Source organism: Streptomyces sp. NBC_00440 (genome assembly GCF_036014215.1).
Classification (GTDB): domain Bacteria; phylum Actinomycetota; class Actinomycetes; order Streptomycetales; family Streptomycetaceae; genus Streptomyces.
In genome coordinates this window covers 7,481,663-7,498,104 of the sequence record NZ_CP107921.1, presented here as the reverse complement: position 1 = coordinate 7,498,104, position 16,442 = coordinate 7,481,663, and the positions used below count along the sequence as shown (strand labels likewise).

At 70.4% G+C, this 16,442-nt stretch carries 13 protein-coding genes; 2 read left to right on the top strand and 11 right to left on the bottom strand.

The genetic code is table 11. From position 1 onward, the window contains the following. Positions 1–6: 6 nt before the first annotated feature. The 8 genes from OHB13_RS33375 to OHB13_RS33340 form a co-directional block, all read right to left on the bottom strand. Positions 7–759 carry a LytR/AlgR family response regulator transcription factor gene (locus OHB13_RS33375; protein WP_328379592.1) on the bottom strand — a complete coding sequence of 251 codons (753 nt, stop codon included), beginning with the start codon at positions 757–759 and terminating at the stop codon, positions 7–9. 43 nt (positions 760–802) lie between these two features. Beyond that, the gene (locus tag OHB13_RS33370) at positions 803–1,642 is read right to left on the bottom strand and encodes an amidohydrolase family protein (RefSeq protein ID WP_328379591.1); all 840 of its coding nucleotides are present in this window, start codon (positions 1,640–1,642) and stop codon (positions 803–805) included. Positions 1,643–1,648: 6 nt separating this feature from the next. After that, on the bottom strand, positions 1,649–2,605 hold the full coding sequence (locus tag OHB13_RS33365) for an aldo/keto reductase (RefSeq protein WP_328380451.1): 957 nt from the start codon (positions 2,603–2,605) through the stop codon (positions 1,649–1,651). 19 nt (positions 2,606–2,624) lie between these two features. Further along, positions 2,625–4,001, bottom strand: a complete 1,377-nt coding sequence (locus OHB13_RS33360; protein ID WP_328380450.1) for a wax ester/triacylglycerol synthase family O-acyltransferase — start codon at positions 3,999–4,001, stop codon at positions 2,625–2,627. Between the two features lie 131 nt (positions 4,002–4,132). Next, entirely contained in the window at positions 4,133–6,205 is a 2,073-nt protein-coding gene (locus OHB13_RS33355) for a SpoIIE family protein phosphatase (RefSeq protein ID WP_328379590.1), read from the bottom strand. Positions 6,206–6,348: 143 nt separating this feature from the next. After that, positions 6,349–8,736 carry an alpha-L-fucosidase gene (locus tag OHB13_RS33350; protein ID WP_328379589.1) on the bottom strand — a complete coding sequence of 796 codons (2,388 nt, stop codon included), beginning with the start codon at positions 8,734–8,736 and terminating at the stop codon, positions 6,349–6,351. Between the two features lie 191 nt (positions 8,737–8,927). After that, a complete protein-coding gene (locus OHB13_RS33345; RefSeq protein WP_203600357.1) occupies positions 8,928–9,128 on the bottom strand; it encodes a hypothetical protein in 201 nt (66 codons plus the stop codon). 295 nt (positions 9,129–9,423) lie between these two features. Further along, positions 9,424–10,878: an SDR family NAD(P)-dependent oxidoreductase gene (locus tag OHB13_RS33340; protein WP_266850735.1), complete on the bottom strand. Its 1,455-nt coding sequence runs from the start codon at positions 10,876–10,878 to the stop codon at positions 9,424–9,426. A gap of 291 nt (positions 10,879–11,169) precedes the next feature. Here OHB13_RS33340 and OHB13_RS33335 point away from each other — a divergent pair, with 291 nt between their 5' ends. Next, entirely contained in the window at positions 11,170–11,586 is a 417-nt protein-coding gene (locus OHB13_RS33335) for an SH3 domain-containing protein (RefSeq protein WP_266850736.1), read from the top strand. Positions 11,587–11,633: 47 nt separating this feature from the next. On the opposite strand, the gene OHB13_RS33330 is transcribed toward OHB13_RS33335, so the two are convergent. Then, the gene (locus OHB13_RS33330) at positions 11,634–12,407 is read right to left on the bottom strand and encodes an AraC family transcriptional regulator (protein WP_266850737.1); all 774 of its coding nucleotides are present in this window, start codon (positions 12,405–12,407) and stop codon (positions 11,634–11,636) included. 73 nt (positions 12,408–12,480) lie between these two features. Here OHB13_RS33330 and OHB13_RS33325 point away from each other — a divergent pair, with 73 nt between their 5' ends. Then, positions 12,481–13,818, top strand: coding sequence for an MFS transporter (locus tag OHB13_RS33325; RefSeq protein ID WP_328379588.1), 1,338 nt, complete (start codon positions 12,481–12,483; stop codon positions 13,816–13,818). On the opposite strand, the gene OHB13_RS33320 is transcribed toward OHB13_RS33325, so the two are convergent. Beyond that, positions 13,751–16,093 carry a GH92 family glycosyl hydrolase gene (locus OHB13_RS33320; RefSeq protein ID WP_328379587.1) on the bottom strand — a complete coding sequence of 781 codons (2,343 nt, stop codon included), beginning with the start codon at positions 16,091–16,093 and terminating at the stop codon, positions 13,751–13,753. The two genes, OHB13_RS33325 and OHB13_RS33320, sit on opposite strands and share 68 nt — an antisense overlap. 83 nt (positions 16,094–16,176) lie before the next feature. After that, positions 16,177–16,362 carry a hypothetical protein gene (locus tag OHB13_RS33315; RefSeq protein ID WP_328379586.1) on the bottom strand — a complete coding sequence of 62 codons (186 nt, stop codon included), beginning with the start codon at positions 16,360–16,362 and terminating at the stop codon, positions 16,177–16,179. Positions 16,363–16,442: the final 80 nt, after the last annotated feature.

Below are 16,442 nucleotides of genomic sequence, written 5' to 3'. Positions count from 1 at the left end.
CGGGGTTCAGCGGCCGGGGCGCCGCATGAGCCGGTCGCGCAGCGCCCTGGCATGGCGTCTGCTCACCTGGAGTTCGGCCGTACCGATCCGGACGTTCATGGAGCCCGCGTCCAGGCGCAGTTCGTCGATGCGGTCCAGCGCGACGAGATGGCTGCGGTGGATCCGGACGAAGCCGCGTGAGCGCCACCGCTCCTCCAGGGCGGAGAGCGGGACGCGGACGAGATGGCTGCCGTCGGCGGTGTGCAGCCGTGCGTAGTCCCCGTGGGCCTCGGCATAGGTGATGTCGGCGACGGCCACGAAGCGGACGACACCGCCACGTTCGACCGGGATCTGGTCGGCGGCGGCGTCCAGTACGGGGGCCGCGCGGTCGGTGACGAGTTCGGCGACCCGGCGCACGGCTTCGGCGAGGCGTTCTCTGCGCACCGGTTTCAGCACGTAGTCGACGGCCTGGAGGTCGAAGGCCTGGAGGGCGAACCCCTCGTGCGCGGTGACGAAGACAATCAGCGGGGGCCGGGTGAACCCCGCGAGCAGCCGGGCGATGTCGAGGCCGGTGAGCCCGGCCATGTGGATGTCGAGGAAGACGACGTCGACGGCCGGCGCCTCGTCGGCGCCCGGGCCGAGCGCGTCACCGATACGGCGCAGTGCCTCGGTGGCGTTCAGCGCGCCGTCCGCGCTGTGGACACGGGGGTCGCTGCGGAGCAGGTAGAGAAGCTCTTCGAGGGCGGGCTCCTCGTCGTCCACGGCCAGTACGCGCAGCATGGCCCGGAGTGTACGGCCAGGCGTGTACGGGCCGGTGTGCGCCTCAGATGCCGTAGATCCGTGCGGCGGTGGCTCCGAGTACCTGGGCACGCTCCGATTCGCTGAGCCGGCCGGTCAACCGGTGTGTGGTGTCGACGACTTCGCCGTAGGAAGCGCCGAGGGTGCAGACCGGCCAGTCCGAGCCGAACATCAGCCGGTCGGGGCCGAAGGCTTCGAGCACCGTGTCGGCGTACGGGCGGAGTCCGTCCGTCGTCCAGTCCGCGCCCGCTTCGGTGACCATGCCGGAGAGCTTGCAGACGGTGTTGGGGCGGGCCGCCAGGGCGCGTACGTCGGATGCCCAGGGCTGGAGTGCGCCGTCGGCGATGGGCGGCTTGCCCAAGTGGTCGAGTACGAAGCGGAGTTCGGGGACCTGCGCGGCGACCGCTGCGGCGACGGGCAGCTGGTGGTCGAGGACGATCAGGTCGTAGGCGAGACCGGCCGCCGCGACGGCGGCGAGACCGCGCCGGACGTCGGGGCGCAGCAGCCAGCCGGGGTCCGGTTCGCCCTGCACCTGGTGGCGGATGCCGACCAGGCACTCCCCGCCGGGCAGTTCACGCATCGCGGCGAGCGTGTCCGCGATCCCGGGGTCGGTGAGATCGGTCCAGCCGACGACTCCGGCGACCAGGTCGCTCTGCCCGGCCAGGGCCAGGAACTCGGGGGTCTCGTCGGCGACGGTGACGGTCTGGACGAGGACGGTGGCCGCCACGCCGGCGGCCCGGGCCTGCGGTGCGAGGTCACCGAGTGTGAAGTTCCGTCGCAGCGGGGCGAGTTCCGGTCCGGTGATCCAGTCCTGGTCCCGTACGGCGAGGTCCCACACATGGTGGTGGGCGTCGATGATCCGCATCGGCTCTCAGCCCTCCCACAGTGCGGTGAGGTCGTCCCAGAGTGCCTCCGGTATGCCGAGCCGCAGCATCTCGGCTGCGTCGCGCACCTCGGCGGCCGAGCGGGTACCGACGAGCACACTCGCCACCGCCGGGTGGCGCCGGGGAAACTGGAGGGCGGCGGCGCGCAGAGGTATCCCGTACCGTCCGCAGACGTCCTTCATCCGCAGCGCCCGGTCGAGGACGCCGGCCGGCGCCGTCCCGTAGTCGTACGGGGCGTCCGGCCTGGGGTCGGCCAGCAGGCCGGAGTTGAAGACCCCTCCGACGACGACGCTCCGGCCGCGCGCCTGCGCCTCGGGCAGCAGAGCGTCGAGGGCGGACCGGTCGAGCAGGGTGCAGCGCCCGGCGCAGAGCACCACGTCGGCATCGGTGTCGCGGAGGAAGCGGGTGAGCATCGCCGTCTGGTTCATCCCGGCACCGATCGCGCCGAGCATCCCCTCCGAGCGCAGCTTTTCCAGCATGGGGTAGGCGTGCCGGAAGGCGTCTTCGGCGTGATCGTCCGGGTCGTGCAGATAGGCGATGTCGATCCGGTCGGTGCCGAGCCGGGTCAGGCTGTCCTCGATGCTGCGCCGCACCCCGTCCGCGCTGAAGTCCCAGACCCGGTGATGGGTCGCGGGGACGGCGAACCCGTTTCCGATGTCGTCGCCCTGACCCGGCCCCGGCTCCAGCAGTCGTCCGACCTTGGTCGACAGCACATACTCGGCGCGGGGCCGGTCGCGCAGCGCACCGCCGAGCCGGCGCTCGGAGAGGCCCAGCCCGTAGTGCGGAGCGGTGTCGAAGTAACGGATCCCCGCTTCCCAGGCAGCATCCACTGCCTCGTCGGCCTCCGCCGGGTCCACCGGGGTGAAGAGATTGCCGATCCCGGCTGCCCCGAAGGACAGTTCGGTGATGTCGACCGTGCTGTTTCCGATCTTGTTGCGCCGCATGACACGAATATTCATCGGATCACTTCAGGGCGTCAACACCCTTGCATGATCTCTCGTCCGTCACTTTCAGCAGTTCGGCCAGTTCGTCCGAGAAACACTGGGCGAGCAGTCCCGCGTCCGGCACCGCCTTGCCGTCCGCCACCAGGCCGACATGGACCCGCCCGCCGTAGGCGGAGAGCGCGACGGCGAGGGACTGCCCGTGCGCGAGCGGCGCCAGCGGGTAGAGCTCCCGGAGCGGGCAGCCGCCGAGCGACAGCGTGGAGCGCGGCAGCGGCACGCTGGTCACCAGGACGTCGAAGAGCATCCGCGCCGCGTTCCCGGCCAGTTGGGCTCCCACCCGGTGAGCCAGCGGGGGGAGCCGGTCCGCCAGTACGGCCACCGCACCGGCGCCGCGCGCGGGCCCCGCCGCCTTGTTGCGGTCCATGGCGGCCCGGACCCGGCCGAGCCTGCGCCACGCGTCGGGTTCCGAGACCGGCAGCCCGAGCAGATACGCGGACAGTTTGTTCGCCGAGCCGGGCGGGGAGCCGGGGCGGCGCCGGGACACCGGGACCAGGGCCCGCGGATCGGCTCCGGGCAGCCGCTCACCGCGCTCCAGCATCCACCGGCGCAGCCCGCCCGCGACCACCGCGAGCAGCACGTCGTTGGCGGTGCCACCCGCCTCCCTGCGCACCCGCAGCACGTCGTCCTGGTCGAGCACGGCGGTGGCGAGCCGCCGGGTGCCGCTGGAGCTGGCGGCCAGTGCGGATCCGGCCCACAGGTCGATGCGGCTGGCCCGCATGACGGAGGCGCCGATCCCCACGGCCCGGCCCAGCTCCTCGATCCGCTCCCGGGCGAATCCCGCGAACTGACCGGGCCCCGGCAGCCATGAGCGCGGGGGCACCGGACGCGCCCTCCTGCCGTCCGCGCCGTGACCGCCCGCGATCTGGTCGAAGATCCCGGCCCCGATCGCCACGGCCCGCATCCCGTCGGCGAGCGCGTGGTGCAGTTTGACCAGAACGGCGAAGGGATCGCCGGAGCGTCCGGTCAGGACGTACATCTCCCAGGGCGGGCGCCCGCGTTCCAGCGGCCGTTCCATCAGCTCGCCCGCGAGCCGGTTGGCCCCGGTGGCGAAGTCGCCGTCGGGCAGGACGGCGTGCCGCACATGACGGCGTACGTCGAAGTGCTTGTCCTCGGACCATGCCGCGCCGCCGAGCGGCAGCAGTACCGGGCGTACGCACATCCGCAGCCGGGGGATCGCGGCGGCGCGCTCCGCCAGCAGGTCCATGACCTCCTGCGGGCCGGGCCCCGGGGCGGGACCGGGCCCGAAGACCGCGAGCGCCCCGAGATGCATGGGGTGCTCGGCGGATTCGAGGTGCCAGAACGCGAGATCAAGCGGGGCCAGCAGCTCGGAGCTCAACAGAACCTCGATGTCGTCGGGAGCCGGTGCCGCGATGTCATGGACAGACATCCGGGAAGCAGCAGTCAAGCTCCATGGGTCAGTTACGGTCAAGTACGATCTCGATACTGACAGTTACCGTTGGGTATCCTTCACATCGACGTCCTCTCCGGCACCGCGAATTCACTCCAGACGCACTTGCCGCCGCCCCGCGACTCGACCCCCCACCGGTCCGCGAGCCGGTCCACCAGCAGCAGGCCCCGTCCGGACACCCCCGTCTCCCCCGCGTCCAGGCGGCGCGGCAGCGCGCTGGAGCAGTCGTCGACCTCGACCCGCAGCCGTCGGTGCGGCCGGGCGAGCACTCTGAGGGTGATCACCGCCTCGCCCTCCGTATGCGTCAGGGCGTTGGTCATCAGCTCGTCGGCTGCCAGCTCGATGTCGTCGGCGCGCTCCGCCGCACCCCAGGCACGTACCGCCGCACGGACCATGCGGCGTGCGGCGGTGAGCGCGTCGGGGTCGGACTGCGCCACGTGCTGCTGGAGCCTGCCACCGCTCTGCGGGGCGTCCAGCCCCTGTCTGCGCAGCAGGAGCAGCGCGACATCGTCGGGGCCACTCCACTCGTGGGCCACCTCGCACAGCTGGTCGGCGAGGAGTTGCAGGTCGCGGGGACCGCGCTCGACCACCGTGGCGAGCCGTCGCATCCCGTCGTCCAGGTCGGCACCCGGCTCCTCGACCAGCCCGTCGGTGAAGAGCAGCAGGGTGTGGCCCGGATCCAGTTCCAGGGTGGTGACCGGGTAGTCGAGCCGGGCGAACTCCGCCGAGAGCCCCAGCGGCAGCCCGCCGTCCACCGGCACCCGGCGACAGGTGCCGTCGGGCGCCCGCAGCAGCGGATCGACATGCCCGGCGCGGACCAGTTGGACCACTCCGGTCGCCAGATCGACCTCCGCGTACAGACAGGTGGCGAAGCGGTCGGTGTCCAGCTCGTGCAGGAAGTCGGAGGCTCGCGCGATCACGGTCGCCGGGCTGTGCCCCTCGGCGGCGTACGCCCGCAGCACGATGCGCAGCTGGCCCATGACGGCGGCCGCGTGGGTGTCGTGCCCCTGCACATCCCCGATGATCATGCCGAATCTGCCGCTGGGCAGCGGGATCACGTCGTACCAGTCGCCGCCGATGTCACGGCCCATCCCGGCGGAGCGGTAGCGGACCGCGACCTGGCCGCCGGTGACCTCGGGTATGCGGCGCGGCAGCATGGCCTGCTGGAGCCCCTGGGCCAGGTCGTGCTCCTGCTCGTAGAGCACGGCCCGCTGGAGGCTCTGCCCGATGGAGCTGCCGAGCGCGATCAGCAGGTCGCGTTCGTCCGCGCTGAAGCCGACCTTGTCGCGGTAGAGCAGGCCGATCGCGCCGATCGGTCTGGCCTGCGCGATCAGGGGAAGATAGGCGGCCGACGTGATGCCGAGGCCCTTGATGTGGGGCCACAGCCCCGGGTACGAGACGGCGAAGTCGTGCGCCGACTCGATGAAACGGGGCGCGAAGGTCCGGATCACCTCACCCATCGGGTACTGCTCGTCCACCCGGGTGTAGCGGGTGCCGGGCACGAAGCTCCCCTCGGGCCCGTCCGCGACCAGCCGGATCCGCCCGCCGTCGACGAGCCCCACCACCAGGCTGGTCGCGCCGAGGTATTCGAGTCCCTGAGCGTCGTTGAGCACATCGATGACGTCCTGGACGGTACGGGCATGGGCCAGGGCCGCGGTGGTGCCCTCGACGACGCTGGTTCTCCGGCGGCCCTCGTCGTCCAGGGCGATACGGACCGAGGCGTCCGCGAGTTCCTGGGCCGCGTGCCTGACGATGCCGATGATCCGGTGCGGCCGGCCCGAGACGTCACGCCGGACGGCGCCCTGCGTATGGGTCCACCGCAGCGAACCGTCGCGGCGGCGGATGCGGAAGTACGCGCCGTAGAAGGCGGCCCCGCTCTTGAGTGCCTGGGACACCATGGCGTCCAGCCGGGTCGACTCATCGGGCGGCACCCGCCGGGCCAGCGTCGCCGGACGGCCGTCGTACTCGTCGGCGTAGAGGTCGAACACGTCGAGGGCGGCCTGATCGAGGTGCATCAGCCCGGTGTCGAGATCCCAGTCGAAGCTGCCCATGCGGTTGAGGGCAAGACTCAGATCGGGGTGGGCGGGCCAGTCCGCCGGTAGGGACAGGGCGCCCTCTGCCCGTTCAACCATGCGATCACTCTGTCATGGTTTGTCCAATTCTTCGAGAGGTCTCACCACCTCAGAAGGGAATGGTTGTTCTATTTTCGGCGGGTCAGGAAGGATGAAAAGGGAAAGGCCCGCCGGGGTCGGAACCCCGGCGGGCCCCGGTGCGGCTACCTGCTCTGCTCGACCTTGAAGACCCAGGCGTACTCGCCGGCGGAGCGCGCACCCGCGGGTACGTCGATCACCAGCTTGTCCCCGCTCGTACGCCAGGTGAGCGGCCGCCGGTAACCGAGCATGGTCACCCGGTCCCCGCTGCGGATCGGCACCGGCGCCTCGACGGTCAGCGTGGCGCCCGGCCGGACCAGCGAGTGGATGTAGAACGCCTTGCCGGGCCGGACCGTGAAGCGCAGATCGTCACCGAGCTGGGGCATCCGCGCCCAGTAGGTGCTGCCGTGGATGGCCTCGCCGTTGACCTCCAGCCATTTGCCGGTCTGCCGCAGCCTGGTCTGCATGATCTCCGGAATGGTGCCGTCCGCGCGCGGCCCGATATCGAGGAGGAAGTTGCCGTTCTTGCTCGATGTGTCGATGAGCGTGTGCACGATCTCCTCCGCCGACATGTACATGCTGTCGGGGGTGGCCTGGTTGTAGCCGTAGCTGTAGGGATCGAGCCCCCGGCTGGCCTCCCACTTGTCGGTGACGATCGAGTCGTACGTCGCGTACTCGGGGGTCGTGAAGTCGTGCGGCCCGATGCCGGAGCGGTTGTTGACGGCGACCCCGATCGGCCGGGCCCGGTCCTTGGCGTTGTTGTAGTACTCGGCCATCACCCGGTGGCTGTCGTTCGGCCCGCCGATGTCGCACCAGAGCACCTCGGGGTCGTATCCGTGGATCAGCTCCAGCATCTGCGGGGCCTGGTAGTCCTTGATGTAGTCCTTGCCCGCCGTGTAGCCGGTGTACGGGACGGGCTCCAGGGTGTACGGATTGCGCGGCGGATAGAGCTGCCCGCTCCAGGGGTTGTCCGGGTTGAACCACTCGGGCATCGAGAAGTACAGCCCCCGGTGCAGCTCCGGCGCGTACCGGCGGGAGGCGTCGAACAGCTCCTTGACCAGGTCGCGCTTCGGCCCCATCTTCACGGCGTTGCGGTCGGAGACCTTGGTGTCCCACAGCGCGAAGCCTTCATGGTGCTTGGAGGTGAGGACGTGGTACTGCGCTCCGGCGTCCCGGAACAGCTCGACCCAGGAGCGCGGATCGAACTTCTCGGCTGTGAACCTCGGGATGAAGTCGTCGTAGTTGAAGTTCTCGCCGTAGACATCGCGGTGGTGGGCGTACGTGGGGTTGTTCGGGTCCTGCATCTGGTTCCAGTACCACTCGGCGTACTGCTTGCCGACCGGCGCCCAGGCGGGCACCGAGTAGACACCCCAGTGGATGAAGATCCCGAACTTGGCGTCCTGGAACCAGTACGGCGCCTGGTGAGTGGAGAGCGAGGCGTCGGTGGCCTCGAACTCCGGAACACCGAGGGTGAGCCTGCTCGCCGCCGTGGCCGCGTCGGAGCCGCGGCCGTGCGCCACGACGCGGCCGTCGCGCGCGGTGCCCGGCTTGACCCCGGGCTTGCTGCGGATACCGATCCGGACCCTCGCCTGGTCGCCGGGGGCGAGCCGCGGGACGCGAGCGGGATCGACCGTACGGGCGCCCTGCACATCGACGGAGAGGGTGAGGGCGTCGGAGCCGAGCACGGCGACCGTGCCCGCGTTGACGACGGTGGCCTCGACGCTCTGGGCGCCCGAGTCGAGCAGGCTGGTGGTGGAGTGGGCGTCACGTACGGCCAGCACGCGGCCCTCGGCCGCCGGCTGCAGAGAGAGGGCGAAGACGTGCAGTGAAGCCTTGTTGGCCTCGGCCGGATTCGTCTTCGGCAGGGTGATCCCCACCAGTTCCCGGGCGGCGTCCACCGCCAGTTCGGAGACCCCGATGACGACCTGATGCTGGTCCTTCGCGCCGGACGAGGTGTAGCGGTAGGGGGCCGAGAGCGGACCGCTGCCGGTGTACCAGTCGGGTCCGCCGAGACCTGCGGTGCCGGTGGAGCCGTCCGCGTAGTGCAGGGTCGCCTGACCTGACGCCTCCCCGTAACTGCACGCGACGAGGAACGCCCCGGACAGATAGCGCCCCCGGGGCAGGTCCAGCCGCTGCCCGAGGGCGACGGCGTTGTTCTTGGCCCCCGCGGTCGCGACCGGGAAATCGAATGCGATGCCGTTCAACTGCACGGCGCCGGAAGGAAGTTCCTCGCCGGGGAAGGTGTATCCGGAGCCGTCGAAATCGCCGCCGCGGGCGTCCGCGGTGTCGATGCCGTCGTTGTCGAACCACTGGTCGAGCGGTACGGGGACCGCGGCCGGAACCTGCCCCCAGCCGCCTTTCGTTCGTGCGCCGGGAACCGCCGTTCCCGTACCGGGGGTCCGGGCCCCCTGCGTGCCGGTGTCCGCGTCGGCCGTGGCCGGGGCGAGCAGGGCGGCGCCGACTGCCGCCCCCGCCGTCATTCCGAGTACATGGCGTCTTGGAAGTTCGGTCATAAGGTCCGATGATTGGAGCATGACGAGTGCCTGTCAATACACCTCACAGCACAGAAAGCGGCATGGAGAAATAATCCTCCACCAGACATCGGATGCCTGACGATTTCAGCTGGCCGGCGAAAACCCTGTCCGCACCACGCGAACGGCCCGCTCCGGATGCGGAGCGGGCCGTTGGGGCGTGCGTGCAGCGGTCAGTCGATCCCCTGCAGGATGTGGGGCTCGGCGAGGTCGTCCTCGTAGCCCGCAAGCCTGATCGGGGCCGACCTGGCCCAGACGTCGAGATTGAGGAGCTTCTCGGGCCGGACAGTCCCGGTACGTTCCGCCGGGCGCTGCTCGCGCTTCGTGATGGTCTCTGATGTCACCGCGCACTCCTTTGTGTCGCGTAACCGCATGGACGGGGGCAGCTCGGACGCGGTGGCGCCGGTTTTCGGGCGGGACCGCGGCCGTGGTGCGTACCTGTCCCAGGACGGGACGAGAGATTTGGTGGAACCCCATCGACTGTCCGTCCGCATCAGAGTAACCAAATGAGCGGGGTTCCGCTCGATAGGGGCGACAGTCGGATGGCCAAGTTTTCTTTGCCTTCCGTTCAGAGGGACTTCCATCCGGCCATGATCTGCTCGAATCCGCCCGACGGCACTCCGGGAGGACGGACCGGTGGCGTCGGACGGAGCGGCGGAGCTGGAGGTCCTACCAGTTCGCGGGCGCGTAGTCCTTGAGGAAGACGCTGTGCAGGTCTTCGCCCGCCTCGCCGCGCACGATGGGGTCGTAGACCCGGGCCGCACCGTCGATCAGGTCCAGCGGAGCGTGGAAGCCCTCGTCCGCGAGGCGCATCTTGTCCGGGTGCGGGCGCTCGTCGGTGATCCAGCCGGTGTCCACCGCGGTCATCAGAATGCCGTCCGATTCGAACATCTCCTGGCCGCTGGTGCGGGTCAGCATGTTCAGCGCGGCCTTGGCCATGTTGGTGTGCGGGTGGCCGGCCCCCTTGTAGCCGCGGCTGAAGACGCCCTCCATCGCGGACACGTTGACCACATAGGTACGGTCGGCCGCCGCTGCCGCCATCGCCGGGCGCAGCCGGCTGATCAGGATGAACGGCGCGGTGGAGTTGCAGAGCTGGACCTCCAGGAGCTCGACCGCGTCGACCTCCTCGACGGTCTGGATCCAGCTGTTGGTGTCGTGCAGATCCGGCACGAGTCCACCCGCGTCGATCGCGGTGCCCGCCTCGATCCGGGCAGGCGAAGCGGATCCGGTGACCAGCGCGAGCTCGGCCACGTCCTGGGCGCTCAGCCCACCGGGCCTGGCGCTGGGCAGCGAGACCTGCGCCCCGCTGCCGAACGCGCCGATGACCTGCGAGGAGGGCAGCTCGCCCGCGGGCAGGGGCGCGGCCTCGGCGGCGATCAGCTCGCTGTACGCCTGCGGGGAGCGGCGCACGGTCTGCGCGGCGTTGTTGATCAGGATGTCGAGCGGGCCTTCGGCGGCGACCGAGTCGGCCAGGGCCACGACCTGGGCCGGGTCACGCAGATCTATGCCGACGACCTTCAGACGGTGGATCCACTCGTCGCTGTCGGGCATCGCCTTGAAGCGGCGGACCGCGTCCTTCGGGAAACGCGTGGTGATGGTGGTGTGGGCGCCGTCCCGCAGCAGCCGCAGCGCGATGTACATGCCGATCTTGGCCCGGCCGCCGGTGAGCAGGGCCCGCCGTCCCGTGAGGTCGGTACGGGCGTCGCGGCGCGCGCGGTTCTCGGCGGCGCAGTCGCGGCAGAGCTGGTGGTAGAAGACGTCGACCTCGACGTACCGGGTCTTGCAGATGTAGCAGGAGCGGGGGCGCTGGAGTACGCCCGCGATCTCGCCCTGGGCGCTCGACGAGGGCAGCACTCCCTGCGTCTCGTCGTCGATGCGCTCGGCGGAGCCGGTGGCGGTGGCTTCGGTGACGGCCTTGTCATGGGCGGTCTTGGCGGCGCGGCGCTCCTGCCTGCGGCGCTGCTTCACCGTGCGGTAGACACCGGCAGTGGCACGGCGTACCGCGACGGCGTCCGGGTGGTCGACGTCGATCTTCTCCAGCTCGTCGAGCACGCTGAGGCAGAGAGCCAGCCGCTCCGGATCAATGCCGGGGCCGAATGCCTGGCTGTCCTCTGTCACCGTCATCGTCGTTCCTCTGTGTTCCCCAGCCCGAGGTCAGCAGAGCCCCAGGTCAGCAGTCGGCCATCGACCAACTTACGAAGATATACGCAGCCGGGCGGGATACCAAAAACGGCGGCCGCACACCCGGTCGGCCCCGCGGGCCACACGCCAGTGCCTCCTGCCCGGCGAAGGCCGGATGTGGCCTGACACGTTCGGCCCAACACCGCGTTTTATCCCACTTGTTGGGCGTTTTGCGGCGTAATGTCCCACTCGCGTCAATGAGTGTCATTGCGCTTCACGAACCAGGAGACCCTCTTGTCCACAACCGCTGTCCTCCGTACCCTCCGCGGCCGGAACGTCATCGCGGGCGCAGGCGCGCTGACCACCGCCGTGGCCCTCGGAGCCACGCTGATGGCCGCCGCCCCGGCCCAGGCCGATCCGCACGGCCCGTACGGCACGGTCACCGCCCGCACCGGCCTGATCGAGCGCCAGTACCCCAGCACCGACTCGTCCGTGCGGGGATCGCTGCACTTCCGCCAGACGGTTGCCCTGAAGTGCAAGGTCCGCGCCCAGAACATCGAGGGCAACACCGTCTGGTACCTGCTCCGTGACCGTCAGGTGTGGGTCTCGGCGCGCTACATGGACAACCACGGCTTCGTGAAGTACTGCAAGGACGTCGACCGCAGCAGCCGCGAGATGCTCAACTCGGTGCCGAAGGGCGCCATGGGCTGATCAGCCCCATCGGCTGAGCGCGCCGGGATGCTCGTCACCCCGGCGTGTCAGCGCCCCGGGGTGAAGTACCCGGTGGGACTGGTACCGAGCGCGCGGCGGAACATCGCGGTGAACGCGCTCGGTGTCGCATAGCCCAGTGCGCCGGACACGGATGTGACCGGCACTCCCCTGGCGAGAAGTGTCACCGCGTGAATGAGCCTGGCCTGCTGAACCCAGCGGGCCAGGCTCATTCCGGTTGCGGCCGGGAATCTGCGCTGCAGGGTCCGCGGGCTCAGATGCGCGAAGGCCGCGGCCTCCTTCGTCCCCCAGGCCGCTCCGGGCTCCCGTACGACCGCAGCGCAGAGCGACGACAGAGCGTCGTCCGCGGGGGCGGGCAGATGCAGTGCGGGGACCGGGTGCGGGGTCAGCTGGAGGAGGAGCAGCTCCATGACCTTGCCGTCGCGGCTCTCCGGGTCGTACTCCACGGGCAGCCGCGCGGCCTCCTCGATCAGTTCGCGCAGCAGCGGCGAGACCGAGACGACGGTCGGCTCCCGCGGCAGGTCCGGCTGCGGCTCGACGTACAGGGTGCGCATGGCGACCGCCCCGGCGCAGCTCATCTCGTGAGTGAGGCCGGCCGGCACCCAGACCCCGCGAGTGGCCGGGACGACCCAGGCCCCGTGGCCGGTGACCACGGTGATGGCACCGGTCGTGCCATAGATCAGCTGGGCCCGCCGGTGGTGGTGCGGGGGGATGTGGTGGCCGTCGGGCAGGTCCCTGGCCATCGCCGCCAGCGGTCTGGGGACCGACTGGTAGTCGTCGCGCTGCTCGCTCTTCCCGTACATTGGCGCATTCTCGATAGACATTGGCGTAGCAGAGAAAGTCTGCCACTGTTTGCCCGCCCTAACGTCGACCTATGTGATCGAATCCAACGTTTCCGCAGGCCAGAGCCGTGCGAGCGGCGGCGGGACCCGGCGGCTCACCCTGCTGCTCACCGCCACCAGCGCTGTCACGGCTGCCAATGTCTATCTCAGCCAGCCGCTCATGGGAGCGGCGGCCGCCTCGCTCCGCGCCGGGCCCGATGCCCTCGCGGCCGTTCCGACGGCCACCCAGCTCGGCTATGCGGCAGGCATCCTGCTGCTCGTGCCGGCCGGGGACAGCCATGACCGGCGACGGCTGATCCTCGGACTCGGTACGGCGTCGGCCGTCGCGCTCGCGGGGTGCGCGCTGGCCCCTTCGGTGGGCTGGCTCGTCGTCGCCGGGTTCGCCGTCGGTCTGCTCTCGCCCGTCCCGCAGTTGGTCACTCCGCTCGCCGTGGCCCTGGCGGGCGACGGACGGACCGGGCCGGGGGCCGGACGGATCGTCGGCACCGTGCAGGGCGGCCTGCTGATGGGCGTGCTCGCGTCCCGCGCCTACTCGGGTTCCCTGGCCGAACTGGCGGGCTGGCGCGCCGTGTTCGGATGCTCCTGCCTGCTGACCCTGCTGCTGGTGCTCGTGCTGCGCGGGGCCCTGCCGTACGTCCCGGCCGCCACCGGCGCAGCCTCGTACCGGGCCACCCTGTCCTCACTGCCGCGGCTGTTCCTGGCCCACCCGCTGGTCCGCCGGATCACCGTGTCGGGGGCGCTGGTCGGGATCGCGTTCGGCGCCTTCTGGACCACGCTGACGTTTCTGCTGGAGCAGCACTACCGCGTCGGTCCGACCGGCATCGGGCTTTTCGGTCTGGTCGCGGCGGCCAGTGCTCTGCTCTCGCCGTTCGCCGGGCGGCTGGCCGACCGGATCGGCCGGCGCGGCGCGCTGGCGGCGCTGATCGGGCTGGTCGTCGCGGGGTGGCTGGTCCTGCTGCCTGGCGGCACCCGGTTCTGGTGGCTGGTGGCCGGGGTGATCGTGCTCGATGTGGGGGTCTGGGGCGGTCAGGCCGTCAGCCAGACCGTGCTGTTCACCCTGGACCCGCGTATCCACAGCCGTCTCAACACCCTCTACTTCACCTTCCGTTTCCTGGGAATCGCACTCGGCTCACTGGTGGGTTCGCTGGCGTGGGCGGGCGGCGGCTGGCCCGCGGTGGTGGGCACCGGGGTGGTCGCAGCCGTGGCCGGTCTTGTGGTGGGCGTCCTGCCCGCACGCGACGGGGACCGCCCGCCCCCCAGCACCGGAGCGGGCGGTACGGGAGCGGGCGGTCCTGATCAGCCGGTCAGCGAACGGCGGGCGGGGCGGCGGAGGCGTCCGTACCCCAGTCGGACGGCTTGGCTCCGACGTTGAAGGAGAGGGTGCGGCCCGAGCGGATCTCGTCGGTGGTGAGATACGTCTTGGCGTGGGCCGTGCCGTCCACGGCCGCCGACTGGATGTACCGGTCGGTGTCCGAGGCTCCCGGCGCCTTCACCGTGAAGCCGCCGTGCGGGTAGTAGCGGCGGTCCAGCTTCAGATCGACGCGCTGGAAGGCGGGCGTCGACAGGCCCCAGGTGTCGGTGCCCGGCTGGACCGGGAAGACACCGATGGAGGACAGGACGTTCCAGGCGGACATGGTGCCCAGGTCGTCGTTGCCCGTCATACCGGTCGGGGTGTCGGTGAAGAGGGTCAGCGCGGCGTGCACCACATCGGTCGTCTTCCACGGCTGGCCGGTGGAGAGATAGGTGTACGGGGCGATCAGGTCGGGCTCGTTCTGCGGGTTGTACTTGTCCGCGTTGTAGTAGTCGTACGGGCCGTTGACCCACACGTCGGTGGCCGTCTTCGCCGGGTCGGCGAGGAGCTGGTCGTAGGCGAAGAAGGAGTCGAGGCGCTTGTTGGCCGCGTCCTTGCCGCCGATCAGACCGACCATGCCGGACAGGTCCTGCGGGACCATCCACTGGTACTGCCAGGCCGTGCCCTCGTGGAAGCCCTCGCCCTGCGCCGGGTCGGCCGGACCGGTGAAGTTGCCGTTCTCGTCGCGGGCACGGAAGAAGCCGGTCGAGGGGTCGAAGATGTTGCGGTAGCTCTGGGCGCGGGCCGCGTAGCGCTTGGCGTCCGCCTGGTGGCCGAGGTCGCCCGCCATCTGACCGAGCATGGCGTCGGACAGCGCGTACTCCAGGGTGGCCGACGCACCGTGGTCGAAGTCCGAGTCGCCGGGCTTCACATGGGGACGGTCCTTGATGTACGGCGCGAAACCGTCCTTCAGATACTGCACGTTGGCCTCACGGCCGACCGCCGGGGAGTCCGCGGGCGGGGTCCCGTCGGCGTTCTTCTTGAGCGCGCGGTAGGCCTGCTCCTCGTACCCCTTGAGCAGCCCCTGCCGGTAGGCGTTGGTGAGGAAGGGGGTGACCGGGTCACCGGTCATGATGTTCGTCTCGACCGTGCCGTAGCCCCACTTGGGCAGCCAGCCGCTCTGCTCGTCGATCTTCAGTACGGAGATCGCCATGTTCCGTTCCTCGCGCGGCGCGAGGAGGGAGAGCAGCTGGGTCTGGGTGCGGTAGGTGTCCCACAACGACCAGTTCTGGTAGTAGTCGAACCCCTTGGCGCGGTGGATCTTCTGGTCCCAGCCCGTGTAGCGGCCGTCGGTGTCGCTGCCGATGTTGGGCGCGAGGAACGACCGGTAGAGCGAGGAGTAGAAGGTCCGGCGCTGGGTGTCGCTGCCGCCCTGCGCCTGGACGTCGTCGAGCCGGTCCTCCCAGCTCGCCTGCGCGGCGCGGTGGACCCGGTCGAAGCTCTTGCCGCCCTCGGCGCGCAGATTGCGGGCCGCGCCTGTCGCGTCGACGTAGCTGATGGCCGTGGTGGCCTCGACCGTACGGTCCTTGGACGTGTCGAAGCGCACCCAGGCGCCGTTGCCGCCGGTCCCGGTGGACTTCCGTGAGCCCTGAGTGACGGTGCCGTCCTTCCAGGTGCCCGATGTGGTGAAGGGGCGGTCGAAGTGCGTGACCGTGTAGAGGGTGTACGGCTTGGTGTCCTGGCAGAAACCGCTGCCTGTGATGGTGGTGCGGATGGTGCGGGAGTCGAGCACTTCGACGGAGGTGGAGACCGTCTTGTGCAGCGACTGGCCCGCGTTCAGCAGGACGTTGGCCTTGTCGGTGGCGGGGAAGGTGTAGCGCTGCACCCCGGTGCGCTTGGTGGCGGTGAGTTCGGCGGTGATGCCTGAGTCGAGGCCGACCTTGTAGTAGCCGGGGCTCGCCTTCTCGGTGTCGTGGCTGAACTTCGCCGCGTACTTGGCGTAGTCGGTCTCGGTGACGTCACCGGTGGTCGGCAGGGTCGGCAGATCGCCGCCGAGGCCGCAGCCCACCCCCGAGATGTGCACGCTGGAGAAGCCGCGGATCTCGTTCTGGGCGTGGTCGTAGCCGGTGTTGTGCCCGGTGTCCGGCGAGAGCTGCACCATTCCGAAGGGCACCGCGGCACCCGGGTAGGTGTTCCCCTCGTTCTCCGTGCCGATGAACGGGTTGACCAGATCGGTCAGTTGGCCGCCGTGAGGAGCTCCCGCCGCCTCGGCCGTCGGCGCGGCGAGGGCCCCGCCGATCAGCGCGGCGGCGGCCACGGCCGTCCCTGCGCCGCGCAGCCGTTGTGTCCAGTACATGGGTGGAGACCTCCACGGGGAAGAAGGGCGGGCTGTGTGTACGGGGCTGTGGGGGGGGCTTTCGGGGATGGCGGGCGCCGGGGTCAGGAGGCGCCGAGCGGGACGAGGGGCGCGTCGTCGTAGTGCCGGCCGGGAACGGCAAGGGCAAGGGCAACATAACGGGCGGACCCGTCCGCGGTCGGCGCGCTGTCCTGGCCGTGGCGGGAGAGTTCACCCGCCGGCCGGTAGGCGAAGCGGCGTGGGCTCAGCTCGTACGGGTGATGGGACAAGCCGCTCCGCCTCCTTTGGACAACGTTGTCAGAACGCGATCATTGTTGATTCCTGTCGCGCTCGCGTCAAGAGTTCCGAC